Annotated in this window: 16 protein-coding genes; 11 read left to right on the top strand and 5 right to left on the bottom strand. The window is 63.1% G+C overall.

Annotation, left to right across the window (positions count from 1 at the left end; genetic code table 11):
• Together V7E26_RS11810 and V7E26_RS11815 are read right to left on the bottom strand one after the other, a co-directional pair.
• Positions 1-496 (bottom strand): GntR family transcriptional regulator (locus tag V7E26_RS11810; RefSeq protein ID WP_442893392.1); only part of this gene is annotated, 496 nt, incomplete at its 3' end.
• 23 nt (positions 497-519) lie between these two features.
• The gene (locus V7E26_RS11815) at positions 520-909 is read right to left on the bottom strand and encodes a Gfo/Idh/MocA family oxidoreductase (RefSeq protein ID WP_324415983.1); all 390 of its coding nucleotides are present in this window, start codon (positions 907-909) and stop codon (positions 520-522) included.
• A gap of 163 nt (positions 910-1072) precedes the next feature.
• Here V7E26_RS11815 and V7E26_RS11820 point away from each other — a divergent pair, with 163 nt between their 5' ends.
• From V7E26_RS11820 to V7E26_RS11835, 4 genes are all read left to right on the top strand, one after another.
• On the top strand, positions 1073-2776 hold the full coding sequence (locus tag V7E26_RS11820) for an IlvD/Edd family dehydratase (RefSeq protein WP_324415985.1): 1704 nt from the start codon (positions 1073-1075) through the stop codon (positions 2774-2776).
• Between the two features lie 151 nt (positions 2777-2927).
• A complete protein-coding gene (locus V7E26_RS11825) occupies positions 2928-3929 on the top strand; it encodes a TRAP transporter substrate-binding protein (RefSeq protein WP_324415987.1) in 1002 nt (333 codons plus the stop codon).
• A 145-nt stretch (positions 3930-4074) separates the two neighbouring features.
• Entirely contained in the window at positions 4075-4665 is a 591-nt protein-coding gene (locus tag V7E26_RS11830) for a TRAP transporter small permease (protein WP_324415988.1), read from the top strand.
• Positions 4662-6002 (top strand): TRAP transporter large permease, encoded by a 1341-nt coding sequence (locus V7E26_RS11835; RefSeq protein WP_324415990.1) that lies wholly within the window; start codon positions 4662-4664, stop codon positions 6000-6002. Before V7E26_RS11830 ends, V7E26_RS11835 begins: the two co-directional genes overlap by 4 nt.
• A 41-nt stretch (positions 6003-6043) precedes the next feature.
• Here the strand turns inward: V7E26_RS11835 and V7E26_RS11840 are convergent, their stop codons facing one another.
• Positions 6044-6838: an enoyl-CoA hydratase/isomerase family protein gene (locus V7E26_RS11840; RefSeq protein ID WP_324415992.1), complete on the bottom strand. Its 795-nt coding sequence runs from the start codon at positions 6836-6838 to the stop codon at positions 6044-6046.
• A gap of 266 nt (positions 6839-7104) precedes the next feature.
• Between V7E26_RS11840 and V7E26_RS11845 the strand changes: the two genes are divergently transcribed.
• Together V7E26_RS11845 and V7E26_RS11850 are read left to right on the top strand one after the other, a co-directional pair.
• Complete coding sequence (locus V7E26_RS11845; RefSeq protein ID WP_324415994.1) at positions 7105-8325, top strand: NAD(P)/FAD-dependent oxidoreductase; 1221 nt, start codon at positions 7105-7107, stop codon at positions 8323-8325.
• Between the two features lie 112 nt (positions 8326-8437).
• Positions 8438-9424 carry a sialic acid TRAP transporter substrate-binding protein SiaP gene (locus V7E26_RS11850; RefSeq protein WP_324415996.1) on the top strand — a complete coding sequence of 329 codons (987 nt, stop codon included), beginning with the start codon at positions 8438-8440 and terminating at the stop codon, positions 9422-9424.
• Positions 9425-9486: 62 nt separating this feature from the next.
• Here V7E26_RS11850 and rbsK read toward each other — a convergent pair whose 3' ends face one another.
• Positions 9487-10398: a ribokinase gene (gene rbsK, locus V7E26_RS11855; protein ID WP_324415998.1), complete on the bottom strand. Its 912-nt coding sequence runs from the start codon at positions 10396-10398 to the stop codon at positions 9487-9489.
• 18 nt (positions 10399-10416) lie between these two features.
• Positions 10417-11328: a sugar kinase gene (locus tag V7E26_RS11860; RefSeq protein ID WP_324416000.1), complete on the bottom strand. Its 912-nt coding sequence runs from the start codon at positions 11326-11328 to the stop codon at positions 10417-10419.
• Between the two features lie 245 nt (positions 11329-11573).
• Here V7E26_RS11860 and V7E26_RS11865 point away from each other — a divergent pair, with 245 nt between their 5' ends.
• From V7E26_RS11865 to V7E26_RS11885, 5 genes are all read left to right on the top strand, one after another.
• Positions 11574-12833 carry a Glu/Leu/Phe/Val family dehydrogenase gene (locus V7E26_RS11865; RefSeq protein ID WP_324416002.1) on the top strand — a complete coding sequence of 420 codons (1260 nt, stop codon included), beginning with the start codon at positions 11574-11576 and terminating at the stop codon, positions 12831-12833.
• Positions 12830-13678 carry a VOC family protein gene (locus V7E26_RS11870; protein WP_324416004.1) on the top strand — a complete coding sequence of 283 codons (849 nt, stop codon included), beginning with the start codon at positions 12830-12832 and terminating at the stop codon, positions 13676-13678. The genes V7E26_RS11865 and V7E26_RS11870 overlap by 4 nt, the downstream gene beginning before the upstream one ends.
• Positions 13679-13769: 91 nt before the next feature.
• Complete coding sequence (locus V7E26_RS11875) at positions 13770-14477, top strand: TetR/AcrR family transcriptional regulator (RefSeq protein ID WP_442893390.1); 708 nt, start codon at positions 13770-13772, stop codon at positions 14475-14477.
• A gap of 158 nt (positions 14478-14635) precedes the next feature.
• Positions 14636-15445 carry an ABC transporter permease gene (locus tag V7E26_RS11880; protein ID WP_324416007.1) on the top strand — a complete coding sequence of 270 codons (810 nt, stop codon included), beginning with the start codon at positions 14636-14638 and terminating at the stop codon, positions 15443-15445.
• Between the two features lie 38 nt (positions 15446-15483).
• On the top strand, positions 15484-16482 hold the full coding sequence (locus V7E26_RS11885; RefSeq protein WP_324416009.1) for an ABC transporter substrate-binding protein: 999 nt from the start codon (positions 15484-15486) through the stop codon (positions 16480-16482).
• The last annotated feature ends 97 nt before the right edge of the window (positions 16483-16579 follow it).

A 16579-nucleotide genomic window follows, 5' to 3' on the forward strand; every position in this document is an offset into this window, starting at 1 on the left:
TCTTGGCGCGCATCGGCAGCGTCAGGTTCATGTAGTCCTGCAGCGAGCGCACCAGATAGGGGTTGCCGCAGGCCGAGAACAGCGCGACGTGGAAGGCGTCGTTGGTCTCGTGGATGCCGCGCAGATCCTGCGCGTCGGCCCTGGCGCAGTATTGCCGCTGCAACTCGACGAGCTGCTCGATCAGGCCAGGGGGAGCGGGCAGGGGGATCATCAGCGCGGCCTGCCGCGTCAGCATTTCCCGCACCTCGTAGATCTGGCGCACCTCCACGGCAGAGTAGAAACGCACGGTGGCGCCGATATTTTTCTCGCGCAGCACGATGCCCTGGCGCTCGAGCTGGAACAGCGCCTGGCGCACAAAATGCCGGCTGGCGTCGTAGCGCTGCATCAAGGTGTCCTCGACCAGCCGCGAACCCGGCGCGAAGCGGCCGAAGATGATGTCCTCTTCCAGGCGGCGGATGACCTCCGCCTGCTCGTCCTCGCGCGACGGCGCGGGCATGTCGGCAATTGATTGCTGTGGCTTCATCGCAAGGCCTCCCAGCCCGACAGCCGATAGCAATCCTCGACCAGGCGCAAGGTCTGGAGGTTATCCGGCGGCGCCGTCTCGAAGGGCGTATTGTCGCGGAGCGCGTTCACGAAATGCGCGATCGTCCTGTTGTAGGAACCCTGGTACTCGACCGCGAGGTCGTAGGTGAGTTCGCCGGGCAAGGCGCCCGAACATGCCAGCATCGCCTCGGCGCTGGCGTGGCTCTGCTCGATTCCGAACTCGCTCGCGCGCCGTGCGGCGTTCTCGGGCGAGGGATCGGCGATCGCCACGACGCGGGCCTGATCTGGTATGCTGGCCCATGCGATGAGATGATGACGGCTCACCATGCCGGCGCCGATCAGGCCAATGCGCAACGGTTGGTTCATGGGCGCGATTCCAATGCGGCGGATAGTCAACACGCTGCGGCATTATTGTCAATAATGCGGGCCTGTTCTGTCGACGTAGAGCGCTTTTTGCCCAGAATAATCAAGCATTGACAATAATCGGGTGAGCTCCTTAAGTGCCCATTCCAACATCAGGGAAGAAAAAATGGCCGACGGACTTCGCAAGGGACTGACGAGTTATGGCGATGCTGGCTTCTCGCTGTTCCTGCGCAAGGCGTTCATCAAGGCCATGGGCTATTCGGATGACGCGCTGAACCGGCCGATCGTCGGCATCACCAACACCTACAGCGACTACAATCCCTGTCACGGCAATGTTCCGCAGATCATCGAAGCGGTGAAGCGCGGCGTAATGCTGTCGGGCGCGATGCCGATGGTGTTCCCGACCATCTCGATCGCCGAGAGCTTTGCCCATCCGACCTCGATGTACCTGCGCAATCTGATGGCGATGGATACTGAGGAGATGATCCGCGCCCAGCCGATGGACGCGGTGGTGGTGATCGGCGGCTGTGACAAGACCCTGCCAGCGCAGATCATGGCCGCCATATCGGCCGACCTGCCCACCGTCGTCATTCCGGTCGGACCGATGGTGGTCGGACATCACAAGGGCGAGGTGCTCGGCGCCTGCACCGACTGCCGCCGCTTGTGGGCGAAATATCGCGCCGGCGAAATCGACGACGACGAGATCGAAGCCGTCAACGGCCGCCTCGCGCCCTCGGTCGGCACCTGCATGGTGATGGGCACCGCCAGCACCATGGCCTGCATCACCGAGGCGCTCGGACTGTCGCTGCCGATGAGCGCGACGATCCCGGCGCCGCATGCCGAGCGCTTTCGCTCGGCGGAGGCGAGCGGCAGGGTGGCGGCCGACATGGCGAAAGCCAAGGGGCCGAAGCCGAGCGAGATCCTGACCCCGGCGTCGTTCCGCAACGCACAGGTCGTGATGCAGGCGATCGGCGGCTCGACCAACGGCCTGATTCATCTCACCGCGATGGCCCATCGTTCCCCGCACAGGATCGACCTTGAGACGTTCGACAGGCTCGGCCGTGAGGTGCCGGTGCTGGTCGATCTGAAGCCGTCGGGCGAGCACTATATGGAGCATTTCCATCACGCCGGAGGCGTGCCGAAGCTGATGGCGCAACTCGGCGACCTCATCGATCTCGATGCCAAAACCATCACGGGCCAGACGCTGCGCGAGATCGTCGCCGGCGCCGAAGACGTGCCGGGACAGGATGCGATACGTTCGCGCGACAATCCGATCAAGGCCGAAGGCGCGATGGCGATCCTGCATGGAAATCTTGCGCCGCGTGGCGCCGTCATCAAGCAATCGGCGGCGAGTCCCAAATTGCTGCAGCATACGGGACGCGCCGTTGTGTTCGAATCCGTCGAGGACATGACGCTGCGGGTCGACAATCCCGATCTCGACGTCAATGCCGACGACGTTCTGGTGTTGCGCAATGCCGGCCCCAAGGGCGCGCCGGGCATGCCCGAGGCAGGCTATCTGCCGATCCCGAAGAAGCTTGCGCGCGGCGGCACCAAGGACATGGTGCGGATATCGGACGCACGCATGAGCGGCACCGCGTTTGGCACCATCGTGCTGCACATCACGCCGGAATCCGCCGTGGGCGGTCCGCTGGCGCTGGTGAAGAACGGCGACATGATCCGCCTCGATGTCGCCAGGCGCAGCATCGATCTTCTGGTCGATGAGGCCGAATTGGCAAAGCGCCGTGCGGCGCTGGCAACGGCCGCCAAACCCGAAGCTGCCAGGCGCGGCTACGCGCATCTGTTCAACGAGACGATTCTGCAGGCCGACGAAGGCTGCGACTTCGACTTCATGCGCGGGCAGGGGAAATAACAACCCTCAACTGCAGGGGTGCATTATCGACAATTATTGTCCGTTTCACGATTTCGTGGCCCGATTTGGCTGAAAGCGGGGATGTTTTATTGACAATCTCGTTGTCCCGGTGGTTTGATTGGGAAAAATCAAGCCAACGGGGGAAAGCGTCATGGGGAATCCAGGGAAATCGATGCTCGCGGCGTTCGCCGCTGCGGCGGTCATGCTCGCTACCGGCGCCGGCGCGCAGGAGGCGAAGCACTTTCGCTTCGCGCACGATCAGCAGCTCAATTCCGGCTACAGCATCGCCTACGACATCTTCTCGGCGAAGCTGAAGGAGTTGAGCAAGGGTACGATGCTGACCGACCAGTTTCCCGGCGCCCAGCTCGGGCAGGAACCCCAGCTCCTGCAACTCGTGAAGGCCGGCGATCTTGATTTCGCCGTGGTGTCGTCAGCGAACACGTCGACGATCTCGCCGCAGGCCGGCGTGATGTCGCTGCACTTCCTGTTCCGTTCGGAAGAGCACAACATCAAGGCGATGGGCGACGAGAAGGTGTTCGAAGCGGTGCGCGACATGATCGACACCACCACGCAGGGCATTCACGCCATCGGCCTCTGCACCCAGGGCTTCCGGCACATGTACGGCAAGCGGGAAGTGCGCAAGCCCGAGGACATGAAGGGCCTCAAGGTCCGCGTCCAGGCGACCGCGACCGAGGACCTGATGTTTCCCGCCTACAGCGCCCAGACGGTGCACATGCCCTTCGGCAGCGTCTACACCTCGCTGCAGACCGGCGTGGTCGATTTCGGCGAGAACGCGGTCAACGTCTACATGATCAACAAGCACTACGAGGTCGCGCCGGTGCTGTCGACGACCTCGCATGAGGCCAACAATTGCGTCGTCTGGATCAGCGACAAGCTCTGGCAGGGCCTCAATGCCGACCAGCGCAAATGGGTGATGGCCGCCGCGCGCGACGTCAGCACGCAGGAGCCGAAGCGGGCGTTCGACCTGGAGAACGCGGCCGCCACGAAGCTCGAGAAGATGGGCGTCAAGATCGTCAAGGACGTCGACAAGGCGAGCTTCCAGAAGATCGCCGATCCCTATCTCGACAAGCTCGCCAAGGACCTCGGCCCGCACGCCGACAAGATCAAGACGCTGATCCGGGCTATCAATTAGGCTCTATCCGTGCGTCGTCGGCGAACGCCGGGACCCATACGCCGCGGCCTGCCGGTTGAGCGATCGGCTGGCCGGCCTCCGCAAACACTAGCAACTGTGGTTATGGGTCCCGGCTTTCGCCGGGACGACGACAAAGAGTGTGACAATGTCCATTGCCGACAGGCTCGTGCTGCAGCGCCAGCACCATCTGAAGTGGCCGGCGTTCGACCGGCTCGAGCTGATCCTGATGGTGATCTGCGGTGTGCTGTGCTTCGGGTTTTCGCTGTCCGTCACGGCCGACATCTTCACGCGGACCATCGGTCACCCCTGGCTGTGGCTGCAGGAGGTGACGTCGACGCTGTTCATCTATGCCATCTTCATCGGCGCCGCAGTCGCCACGCGCCGCAACGATCATCTCTACCTGACGGCGGTTTCCGAATCGATGCACGGCACGCCGCGCCTGATCGTCGAAATCCTGATCCGCCTCGTTGTGCTGGCGGTGGCGGGATGCCTGATCTACTACGGCTACATCAACTATCTGCGCGGTTTCGGCAGCTTCCGGCTGCCGTCGAACACGCCGATCGCTTCGCTCTATGCTGCGATCCCGCTGTCCGGCGTCTTGATCGCGCTGTTCACGGTCGAACAGCTCGTCAACGGCATCCGCAACGGTTTCGACCATCCCGAGCCGCCTGAAGACGACGGCGCCGGCGACATTCCGCCGGCTGACATCGGCATCCAGAACGGGGGCCGGTTGTGAGCTCGCCCGTCATTCTCGGCCTGATGACGTTCTGCTTTCTGTTCTTCGGCTATCTTGGCGTGCCGGTGCCGTTTTCGCTGATGGCGGGCGTCTTCGTCGGCGCATTGTTGTCCGACGTTTCGCTCGCCGCCATCATGCAGAAGATCTTTGACGGCGTGGACTCCGAGGCGCTGCTTGCGATCCCGTTCTTCCTGCTGGTCGGCGAACTCATGAGTTCGGCCAACGTGGTGGTGCGAATAGCGAACCTGTCGTTGTCGCTGGTCGGGCATATCAGGGGTGGGCTGTCGCAGGTCGTGGTCGTGTTCTCGATGTTCTTCTCGGAAATGTCGGGGTCGACCACCGCCGACGTTGCCGTGATGACCCGCGCGCTGGGCGGCCCGATGAAGAAGGAGGGCTATAGCCCAGCCTTCATCGCCGCGATCATTGCGGCGGCTTCGACCATCGCGGCACTGGTGCCGCCGAGCATCACCGCCGTGGTCTATGGCGCGGTGGGCAACGTCTCGATCGCCGGTCTGTTCATGGCCGGCGTGGTGCCCGGGCTGATGATCGGTTTCGGCCTGATGATCTATTGTTACTTTTTCGGGCCGACCGGGATGCAAAGGCCGCGCGCACCGCTGAAGCAGATCGTCTTTGCAGCCGGCGACGCGGTGCTTCCGTTGATGATTCCTGTCATCCTGCTCGGCGGCATCCTGACCGGCGCCTTCACCCCGACCGAAGCGGGTGTCGTCGCCGTGATCTGGATCATCGCGGTGGTGATCCCCGCGCTCAACCGCGGTCACTTCAGGAACATTCCCTATGATTTCTGCCTCGCCGGGCTGATCTTCTCGCTGCCGCTGATCACGATCGGCGCCGCCAATGCGTTCGGCTGGATGCTGGCCTATCTGCGCGGCGCCTCCGTGATCGCCGACTGGATCGTTTCGATCGCGGGCAACGATCCGCATCTGATCATGCTGCTGCTGGTGCTGTTGTTCACCGTGGTCGGCGACTTCATCGAGCCGGTGCCGACCATCATCATCTTCATGCCGCTGGTGAACACGCTGACGCAGGCCGGCGACATCAATTCCGTTCACATGGGTGTCGTGCTGATCGCGACACTGGCGTTCGGGCTGATCACGCCGCCCTACGGGCTGGTGCTGCTGATGGCCTCGAAGTTCGTCGGCGTGCCATTCTCCAGGGCGTTGCGGGCGGCGCTGCCGATCTACGTCGTGTTCCTGGTCACCATTACCTTCACGATCTACTTCCCGAAGGTCGTGCTGTGGCTGCCGAAGCAGGTGATTCCGGAATCGGTCGGCTGCTTCAAGTCGCCGTCGGGGACGGGATATATCTGCCCGAATTGATAGCGCGTACGTCTACCCGCCGTCGTGCCCCGCGGCCGCCGCTACTTCGCTTTGCTGGTGAACTTCTTCACGGCAACGCGGAATTCGTCTGTCAGCATGGCACCGATGATCCCCGCTTCCTCGGCGTCGAGCTGCTGCTTCACCGGCGTCACCGCGGCCTGATAGACCAGCGACTTGGTGCCCCCGATCGCAGCAGGCGCGTTCTGCGCCAGGCGTTCGGCGAACTTTCGCGTTTGCGCCTTCAACTCTGCCGCCGGCACGACGCGGGCGACCAGGCCCCATTCATAGGCCTGCTGTGCGGTAAAGCTGTCCTCGGCCAGAAAGATCTGCAACGCGCGGCGCGTACCGACCGTGCCCACCATGCCGACCGTGCTGCCGCCGTCGGGCGAGACGCCGATCTTGGCGTAGGCCGGCGTGAAGCGGGCGTCCTCGGCGGCAATGCAGAGATCGGCAACGAAGGCGAGTCCCATGCCGGCGCCGGCTGCGGAGCCGTTGACGCTGGAGAGGACGATCTTCGGCATCCGCCGCAACGTCTCGATAAAGGCGTGGTAGTGCTTCAGCAGTTCGCCGACCACGGGCGCGATGGTGTCGTTGGCGGCGGCGGCGCCGATGGTCTGCAGGTCGCCGCCGGCCGAAAACGCGCGGCCTTCGCCTTCGATCACCAGCACGCGTACAGCGTCGCTGCGCTCGACCTCGGCGCCGAGCTGCTCGAGCCTTTGTGCGATCGCAAGATTGATCGAGTTGAAGGCTGAGGGGCGATTGAGTGTGATCGTGGCGATCGCGCCCTCGATCCTGAGCAGGGCAGGGGCGGCGGCGGTATCATCTGATGTCGACATGGCAGGCCTCGCGAGGGCGCGGATGGGCCAGGCATTTAAATGGAGAAGGCAAGAGGTGACAATCCCCGGACTGGCCCGCAAAATGTGGCAAGGCTGACCTCATGGCTACCGTGCTCTTGCGTCTGTTCGTGCCATGGGGTCAGATAGGCCCGTCATCGTTCAGGGCGGACACGAGCGCCGTTTCCAAAGGACGAGACAGGCAAGCCGAAATCTCTGAGGGGAAACGACATGGGTCATTCCCGTGCGCTCGAACGTAGGATGTCCCTATGACGACAGGACCGGTTGTTATCATTGGCGCCGGCCACGCCGGCTATCAGCTCGCGGCCTCGCTGCGCCAGCACGGGTTTTCGGAAGCCATCACGCTGGTGAATGACGAGGGCCATCTGCCGTATCAGCGGCCGCCGCTGTCCAAGGCCTACCTGAAGGGGACCGGCGGGCCCGACAGCCTGACGTTCCGCCCGGGAAAATTCTATTCCGACCAGAAGATCGACCTGATCTCCGACCGTGCGGTGTCGATCGACCGCGCCGCGCGCAAGGTGGCGCTCGCCTCCGGCATTTCGCTGGATTACGGCCATCTGGTGCTGGCGACCGGCGCGCGCAATCGCCTGCTGGATATTCCCAACGCCAATCTCGACAGCGTGCGCTATTTGCGGACGCTCGACGAAAGCCAGTCGCTGCGCGACACCATCACGGCGGGGCAGCGTGTCGTCGTCATCGGCGCCGGATTCATCGGCCTGGAATTCGCCGCGACTGCGCGCGCCAAGGGCCTAGAAGTCGACGTCGTCGAACTCGCGCCGCGGGTGATGGCGCGTGCCGTAACCGCCGAAATCTCAGAGCACTTTCAATCCCGGCATACCGCGGCGGGAATCCGGATTCATCTCGGCGTGCAGGTCACCAGCATCGAAAGCGACGGCAGCAAGGTAACCGGCGTCAGCCTGAGCGATGGCCGGCATATCAAGGCGGACCTGATCGTGGTTGGCGTCGGCGTGCTGCCTAACGTCGAACTGGCCGCCGAAGCCGGCTTGAAGGTCGCGGCCGGCATCATCGTCGACCGGCATCTGCTGACCGAGGACCCGAACATTTCGGCGATGGGCGATTGCGCGCTTTATCCGAGCCCGCGATACGGCGGGTCGCTGCGACTGGAGTCCGTGCAGAACGCCACCGACCACGCGCGCTGCATTGCGGCAAGACTGACCGGCGATACCAAGGCCTATGACGGCCTGCCGTGGTTCTGGAGTGATCAGGGGCCCGACAAGCTGCAGATGGTGGGGCTGACCACCGGCTATGACAGCGTGGCGGTACGCGGTGACCGCGCGCAGGGGGCGTTCTCGGTATTTTGCTACAAGGCAGGAAAACTTGTCGGCATCGAGTCGGTGAACCGCGCGGGCGATCACATGTTCGGACGCCGTCTACTGGCCAACAACGGTTCGATCACGCCCGAGCAGGCGGCCGATGCCGGCTTCGACCTGAAGAGTGCCCTGACCTAGAACAAGCCCTGACCCAGACCGGACCTTCCGCTTCGGTAGTCTGCTTGCATCTGCCGACCGTTTCGGCAACCTTGCCGAAGGCAATCTTCAGCGGTCGATTCTCGGAGGGTGTATGTCCCTGCGGTCGTGCTATCTCGGATTGATCGGTGCCGCCCTCGTTGCCTCCGTCATGAGCGGCCCGGCTTCGGCGCAGAAGAAGCTGAGATGGGCGCATGTCTACGAGGTCACCGAACCCTTCCACACCGAGGCGCTGTGGGCTGCCGCCGAGATCAGGAAGCGCAGCAACGGCAGGTTCGCGATCGAGGTGTTTCCGGCGTCCCAACTCGGCAACGAGAGCCAGCTTAGTGATGCGCTCGGGTCGGGCAGCATCGATATCGTCTATGTCGGAATCAACTTCGCCGCGACGACGTACCGGCCGCTCGGCATCACCGGCGCGCCGTTCATGCTGCGCGACTTCGAGCACTGGAAGGCCTATCGCGCCAGTTCGCTCTTTGCCGAGCTGGCCAAGGGCTATGAGGACAAGACGGGCCACAAGATCGTTGCGCTGACGTATTATGGCCAGCGCCATGTCACGGCCAGGAAGCCGATCCATGTACCTGAAGACATGAACGGCATGAAGCTGCGTGTGCCGCCGGCGCCGCTCGTGCTGATGTTCACCAAATCGGTCGGCGCCACCGCGATCCCGATCGCTTTTTCCGATGTCTATACCGCGCTCCAGCAGGGTCTCGTCGACGGGCAGGAGAATCCGTTGCCGACGATCATGGCGAAGAAGTTCTACGAGGTGCAGAGCCATGTCGTGCTGACCGGGCACATCACGGAGTCGATGGTGACGGTGATCGGCAGACACGTCTGGGCCAAGCTGACGCCTGACGACCGGAAGCTCTTCACGGATACGTTGAAGGAAGCTGCCGGGGAGGCGACTGAGTCCATCGAGGCATCCGAAAGAATCCTCGCAGGACAATTGAAGAAGCTCGGCATGACCGTCATCGAGCCCGATCGCGAGGCGTTCCGGAACGCGGCGATCCCGCTGCATAATGATGCGTCGGTCGGGGCAGGCTGGACGCGGGAGCAATACGACGAGCTGCAGGCCCTGAAGTAGCCGTAGCGTTTTCAAGCGAAGTGGACACCGGTTCGCGTGAAGAAAACGCGTCAGAAAAGAATCTAACCGAGTAACGCCGCCACTTCGGCGGCGGTCGGCATTGACGGTGCGGCGCCCATCCGCTGCACGCAGATCGATGCGGCGGCATTGGCGTATTCGAGCGCGTCGTGGATCGTGCGGCCTTTGGCAAGCCGGGCGGCGAGGGCGCCGACGAAGCAATCGCCGGCGCCGGTGGTGTCCACGGCCTTGACGGGGCGCCCCGGTATCAACGAGGCTTCGCCCTGTATCAGTGCAAGCACGCCGCGCTTGCCGAGCGTCACGCAGATGATCTTGTCTGAACCGATTGGCAGCCGGCGCGCCGCTTCGATAAATCGTGAGGGTTCGTCGGCAGCGTCAAGTTCGGTCTGTGCGAGAAGTCCGAGCTCGGTCTCGTTGAGGATCAGGATATCGACAAGGCCCAGCAGTTCCCGAGAACAGGGAAGAGCCGGCGCCGGATTGAGGATCGTGGTCGCCCCGGCCGCGCGGGCTCGCTTGAAGAAGGCGCCGATCGTTGCTTGTGGTATCTCGAACTGGCTCACGGCGACGTCGCCCTTGGCGAACTGGGGGGCCGCGACATCCTCGGCACTGACCAGCGCATTGGCGCCGGGCACGACGACGATGGTGTTGTCGGCATCGGCGACGATGATCACGGCCGTGCCGGTGTGGGTCTCGGCGGTGTCCTTGACCAGTGCGAGATCGACGCATTGTTCTCCGAGAAACTGCCGGAGTTGCTGTCCGAACGCATCCGCACCGAGGCGGCCGATCAGCGCCGACGATGCGCCGAGCTTGGCCGCTGAGACGGCCTGGTTGGCGCCCTTGCCGCCCGAAAAATAGTGTACGGCTTGGCCGGCGACGGTCTCGCCGACCTTCGGATGCCGGTCGGCTGTCGCCACCACATCCATGTTGATGCTGCCGGCGACGAACACACGCCCCATGGCTGATCCCAATAATGTTTAATCCCAGAATTCCTTCTTGCGCCCGACCTGGAATTCCGCCTTGACGGCGTCGATATCGGCAAGGGTCGGCAATCCGGCCTCGTTGCCGAGGCGCTGGATCTTATACGTCGAGGCCGCGCGCGCAAACTCGAAATGCTCTTGCCAGCCTTTTGCCGGATTGCTGAGATACGAATACACGTAAGCGCCGTGAAATACGTCGCCGGCGCCGTTGGTATCGATGACGCGCTCGGACGCGATCGGCAGTGCCGGCAGCTTGCGCACCGCGCCAGCCTCGTCATACCAGAGCAGGCCCTGTTCGCCCATGGTGACGCCGCCGACCCGGCAGCCGCGGCTCTTGAGATAATCGAGCATCGCTTGCGGCGTCTTGTCCATCTGCTCGCACAGCCGTTCGGCGACGATCGCGACGTCGATGAACTCCAGCAGTTCATGCGTATTGGTGCGCAGGCCGCCGCCGTCGAGCGATGTCAGGATGCCATCCTCGCGGCAGAGTTTTGCATAGTGGATCGCCGCGTCCGGCTGGTGGCCGTCGACATGCAGCGCGCGGCAGCCCTTCAGGTTCAGCATCGGAAAGGGGTGGATGTGCTCGTCGTCGCGGCAGCGCACGATGGCGCGCTTGCCGTCCTTCGGCATGATGAACGAGAGCGACGAGGAATTGACCTTGCGCGGATGGATCGAGATTCCATACTTCGCGCTCATGTCCTGAAACATGCGGCCGAGCCAGTCGTTGGCGACGGTCGCGATCAGGTCGGGCACGATGCCGAGCTTGGCGCAGCAGAATGCCGCGGTGACGGCGTTGCCGCCAAAGGACACGGCATAGGCGGAAGCCACATGTTTTTCGTCGCCGGTCGGCATGTGGTCGGTGATGAAGGTAACGTCGATATAGGTCTGTCCGATGAAGAGAGCCTGCATTCGTTTTCCGTCATGAGCTGAGGGGTGGTCCCGGCCCGGCACACATACATTAGCACCGGTTATCGGATGCATTCGCCGAAATTATTCGCAGCCGTGCCGTGTTTGTAGCTTGAGATGGGAGTATGAGGAGAATACGACCGTCTCTGGGAGCTTAGGCATGCGCTTAGGTAGTTTTGGGCACACTGCCGTATAACGGCTGACGGCTGCCCGGGTTTCCCGGTGGCGCGACAAAAGTGGAGGGAATGATGACCGTTTATTCCGGTCCGGTTTTCGACATGGCGGTTGAGCAATTTGGCGTCATCGCCAACCATCTGGAAATTCCGATGGATGAGCGCGACCGGCTCCTGATGCCGAAGCGGGCCATCACGGTCTCCTGTCCGATTCACCGCGACGACGGCACGATCTCGGTGTTCGAAGGCTACCGGGTGCAGCATCACCTCACGCTCGGGCCGACCAAGGGCGGCACGCGGTTTGCGCCCTCCGTCGACATCGGCGAGGTTGCGGCGCTTGCGATCTGGATGAGCTGGAAGTGCGCGCTGGTCGGGCTGCCCTATGGCGGCGCCAAGGGCGGCGTCAATGTCGACCTCTCCACGATTTCGAGGCGCGAACTGGAAGCGCTGTCGCGCCGCTACATGCAGGAAATGATTCCATTCGTCGGCCCGCATACCGACGTGATGGCGCCGGACATGGGCACCAACGAGCAGGTGATGGCCTGGTTCATGGACACCTATTCGATGTATCAGGGCCAGACCGTGACCGAAATCGTCACCGGCAAGCCGGTTGCGTCAGGCGGTACGCTGGGGCGGCGCGAGGCGACCGGACGCGGCGTCGCCTATCTTGCCAGACGGGTGCTGAAGGAGCTGTCGATCAATCCGGGCACGGCGACCGCCGTGATCCAGGGCTTTGGCAATGTCGGATCGTATGCGGCGCTCGAACTGCACAATTGCGGCCTCAAGATCATTGCGGTCAGCGATCACACCGGCGCACTGCACGATCCCGCCGGGCTCGACATTCCCGCCCTGATGCGGCACGCCGGCACGCATGGCAGCATCGCCGGCTTCTCCAACCAGCTTACCTTCGATCCCGAAGAGATACTCACCTTGAAGTGCGACGTGCTGGTGCCGGCGGCGATGGAGCGGGTGATCGATGCCGGGGTCGCGGAGAACCTCAAATGCCGTGTGCTGGCGGAAGGCGCCAACGGCCCGACTACGCCGGAAGCCGATCTGGTGCTGGAAAAGCGCCAGGGCGACGTGTTCCTGATCCCCGACATCCTCTGCAATTCCGGCGGCGTCGTGGTCAGCTATTTCGAATGGGTGCAGGATCTGCAGCAATTGTTCTGGGAGGAGGAAGAGGTGACGCGGCGCGAATACGCGATTCTCGATCGCGCCTTCGATACGATGCTGCAGCGTGCGAAGGCCGACAAGGTCCCGCATCGCACGGCGGCCATGGCGATCGGCGTGGAGAAGGTGCGCGCCGCCAAGAACACGCGAGGACTGTTTCCGTGATCATCGGCCTCGACCACGTCGTTGTTCTGACCGGCGACATCAAGGCGGCCTCCGCCGCCTACCAGACCTTGTTCGCCCGCACGCCTTCCTGGCAGAACAGCGGCGACGGCGCCGATCGCGTCCTGTTCACGCTCGACAACACGTCGCTGGAACTGATGGCGCCGAGCGGCGAGGATGCAAATGCCGATCGCATTCGTAACGTGCTGGCCGCGCAGGGCGAGGGGCTGGCGAGCATCTGCTTTCGCACCGGCGACATTGCGAAGATGCATCGCAGGCTCGACCGCCTGACGCTGAAGCCGGAGCCGATTGCCGAGGTCGAAAGCCGCGATGCGGTCTCGGGCGCAACGCTGTCATGGAAGCGCACGCGAACCGCGACGGACGCCACGCGCGGTGTCCGCCTGTTCTTCCTCGAGCGCGACAAGGAGCGGCCGCTATCGGTGCGGACGACGCCGGCTTCGATCACCGCGATGGATCATGTCGTGGTCTCGACGTCGGATCCCGAACGCGCCGCCGCGCTCTATGGCGCGCGGCTCGGCCTCGACATGGCGCTCGACCGCTCGCATCCCGACTGGGGCCGGTTGATGTTCTTCCGCTGCGGCGACCTCATCGTCGAGGTGACGCACCGGCCGGGCAAGCAGGCCGATACGACGACGGATAAATTATATGGCCTGTGCTGGCGCGTCGCCGACATCGAGGCCACCCATGCGCGGCTGGTGCAGGCCGGCGTCGACGTCTCGGAAATCCGTACCGGCCGCAAGCCGGGAACGCGGGTGATGACGGTGCGGAAGGGCACGTGCGGCGTGCCGACACTGCTGGTGCAGCCGTCGCCGGGGAGGGACGTGTGAGCTTACCCTCCAGGGGAGGGTGAACAAGCTTCGTTCTCAAATGCCGCCTTGCATGCTACAGCTTGCCTGATGCATCCATCGGGCGGTTGATTTGGCAAAGGCGAAACGGACTCAAAAGTGGCAGCGTGACCCCGAGGGGATGCGGCTTCGCATTCTCGAGGCGGCCAAGCAGGAATTCGCCGCCCATGGCCTCGCCGGCGCGCGTGTCGACCGCATCGCGGCCAATGCCGGCGCCAACAAGCGCATGCTGTACTACCATGTCGGCAACAAGGAAGACCTCTACCTCACGGTGCTGGAAGGCGCCTATGAGAAGATCCGTTCCGAGGAGCGCGAGCTCGATCTCGAACATCTCGATCCGCCGAACGCGATCGAGCGTCTGATCGAGTTCACGTGGAATTACTTTCTACGCAACCCGGAATTCCTGGCGCTGCTCAACACCGAAAACCTGGCCAAGGCGCGCCACCTGAAGCGCTCGACCAAGGTCAAATCGATGCATTCGCCGTTCGTCGAGATGATCCGCACGGTGGTGACACGCGGCGTCGAAAGCGGCGATTTCCGCGTCGCGGTCGATCCGGTCCAGCTCTACATCTCGATCGCCGGGCTGTGCTTCTTCTATCTCTCCAACAGCGCCACGCTCTCCGTGATCTTCGGCCGCGATCTCCTGAAGAAGGAGGCGAGGGACGAGCGGCTCGCCCACATGGTGGCCCTGGTGCTGGCGGCGCTGACCGGAAAATCGACCGCGGACTTTGGCAGGATTGTGGGGCCGGGTGTGCGGTCGCCGGAACATCAGCCGGTCTGATAAGTCTGGCATTCTCGCCGTCATGGCCGGGCATGACCATGTATGACGGCGCAATCTCTCGCGTCCAAACGTCGCAAATGGCGCTTTGAAAACCCGCTTGCCAGTATTTATCCAACGGGTTAATTTCGTGCCCATAAGACAATCCCAGGGAGCGGAATGTGGCCGAGCTGAAGCCCGAGAGTGCGGTATCGAAAGCGCTGAACGCGGCGTGGGTGCGGCCGTTCCTGTTCCTGATCTTCATCGTGGTGATGTGGGACGTCACCATCCGCGTGTTCCAGATTCCGGCCTATCAGATCCCGTCGCCCGGCGATGTCGTGGCGGTGCTGCGGACCGAGTGGCCGGAACTGCTGCGGCAGTCGTGGCCCACCACCTACGCCACCATTTGCGGTTTCCTGCTCTCGGCCGTGTTCGGCATTCCCATCGCGATGCTGATTGCGGGGTCGAGGACGGTGGAAAGCTATGTCTATCCGCTGCTGGTGTTCTCCCAATCCGTTCCCAAGATCGCGATTGCGCCGCTGTTCGTGGTGTGGTTCGGCTTCGGCATCATCCCGAAGGTGATCTCGGCGTTCCTGCTCGGATTCTTTCCGGTGGTGGTGTCCGCGGTGCAGGGCTTCAAGTCGGTCGATCCCGACATGGTCGATCTAGCGCGCGCGATGCAGGGCAGCCGCTTCCAGGTGTTTCGCGCGGTCAACCTGCCGCATGCGATGCCCGCGATCTTCTCCGGCCTGAAAGTGTCGGTGACGCTCGCCGTCGTCGGCGCCGTGGTCGGCGAGTTCGTCGGCTCCAATTCCGGTATCGGCTATGTGATGCAGCGCTCGATCGGAACGTTCGACCTGCCGACGATGTTTGCAGCACTCGTGATCCTCGCGCTGCTCGGCGTCGTGCTGTTCTGGGTCGTCGATCGCATCGAGCGCCTCGTGATCCCCTGGCATGTCAGCCAGCGCGACGACATCATTTTTGCTTCGTGAACGAGAAAGCCAAAAAACAAGTGCAAGGGAGGAAGACGATGATTCGAACGATAGCGGCTGTATCCGCCGCGCTGATCTGGACCGCGCTTTCGGTGCTTCCGGCATCGGCGGCCGACAAGGTCGTGCTGATGCTGAACTGGTACGTCTATGGCGAGCACGCGCCGTTCTATTACGGCAAGGCCAAGGGCATCTATGCCGCCGAAGGCATCGACCTCGAGATTCAGGAAGGCCGCGGTTCGGCGGCGACCACGCAGGCCGTTGCGGCCAAGACCGCCAATTTCGGCTATGTCGACGTGCCCACCATGATGCGCGCAGCGGTGAAGGGTGCGCCGATCGTCGCGACCGGCGTGCTCTTGCAGACCAGCCCGATGTCGGCGATGGGCTTTGTCGAGAAGAACATCAAGAAGCCCGAGGACATCAAGGGCAAGACGGTGGCGATCACGCCGGCCGATTCCATGACGCAGATCTGGCCGCTGTTCCTGAAGAAGACCGGCCTGAAGGAAAGCGATTTCCAGACCGTGGCGGGCGATGCGCAGACCAAGCTCAACGCCGTCATCAACGGCCAGGCCGACCTGCTGCTCGGCTACGTCATGGACCAGTCGATGAAGATCAAGGACGCCACCGGCAAGGACGTCAACGCGATCAAGTTCGCCGACTACGGCATCAACATGGTCTGCTCCGGCATCGTCGCCAACACCGAGTTCGTCAAGGCCAATGCCGATCTCGTCAGGCGCTTCATGTCGGCAACGACCAAGGCCGTCGAAGCCGCCGAGAAGGACCCGAAGTCTGCGGCGCAGTCGATCCTCGACGCCAATCCGAAGGGCGGCAAGATCGGGACGCTGACGCAGGGCTTTGAGCTGACGATCCCGCTCTACCGGACGGCGGAAACCAAGAGCAAGCGGCCGTTCCAGGTGACCGACCAGAACATGACGGATACGGTCAACCTGATGGTCGAATATGGCGGGCTCGACGCCAAGGCCAAGGACAATCCGAAGGCGTTCTATACCAACGACTACCTGCCGCAGGGCGGTTCGTGAGCCGTTGATGATCCACCTTTCGTCGTCCCTGCGAATGCAGGGACCCATAACCACCGGCCTGAGTTGCTGCAAAAGGTCTCTAAATGCGTGCCCGAAC

This window comes from Bradyrhizobium sp., from assembly GCF_036735945.1.
Classification (GTDB): domain Bacteria; phylum Pseudomonadota; class Alphaproteobacteria; order Rhizobiales; family Xanthobacteraceae; genus Bradyrhizobium.

Bases quoted from the DNA above. Each gene is read 5' to 3' on its own strand.
- V7E26_RS11830 (WP_324415988.1), top strand. From the start codon at position 4,075: ATGTCCATTGCCGACAGGCTCGTGCTGCAGCGCCAGCACCATCTGAAG.
- V7E26_RS11845 (WP_324415994.1), top strand. From the start codon at position 7,105: ATGACGACAGGACCGGTTGTTATCATTGGCGCCGGCCACGCCGGCTAT.
- V7E26_RS11850 (WP_324415996.1), top strand. From the start codon at position 8,438: ATGTCCCTGCGGTCGTGCTATCTCGGATTGATCGGTGCCGCCCTCGTT.
- V7E26_RS11840 (WP_324415992.1), bottom strand. From the start codon at position 6,838: ATGTCGACATCAGATGATACCGCCGCCGCCCCTGCCCTGCTCAGGATC.
- rbsK (WP_324415998.1), bottom strand. From the start codon at position 10,398: ATGGGGCGTGTGTTCGTCGCCGGCAGCATCAACATGGATGTGGTGGCG.
- V7E26_RS11860 (WP_324416000.1), bottom strand. From the start codon at position 11,328: ATGCAGGCTCTCTTCATCGGACAGACCTATATCGACGTTACCTTCATC.
- V7E26_RS11825 (WP_324415987.1), top strand. From the start codon at position 2,928: ATGGGGAATCCAGGGAAATCGATGCTCGCGGCGTTCGCCGCTGCGGCG.
- V7E26_RS11815 (WP_324415983.1), bottom strand. From the start codon at position 909: ATGAACCAACCGTTGCGCATTGGCCTGATCGGCGCCGGCATGGTGAGC.
- V7E26_RS11865 (WP_324416002.1), top strand. From the start codon at position 11,574: ATGACCGTTTATTCCGGTCCGGTTTTCGACATGGCGGTTGAGCAATTT.
- V7E26_RS11885 (WP_324416009.1), top strand. From the start codon at position 15,484: ATGATTCGAACGATAGCGGCTGTATCCGCCGCGCTGATCTGGACCGCG.
- V7E26_RS11820 (WP_324415985.1), top strand. From the start codon at position 1,073: ATGGCCGACGGACTTCGCAAGGGACTGACGAGTTATGGCGATGCTGGC.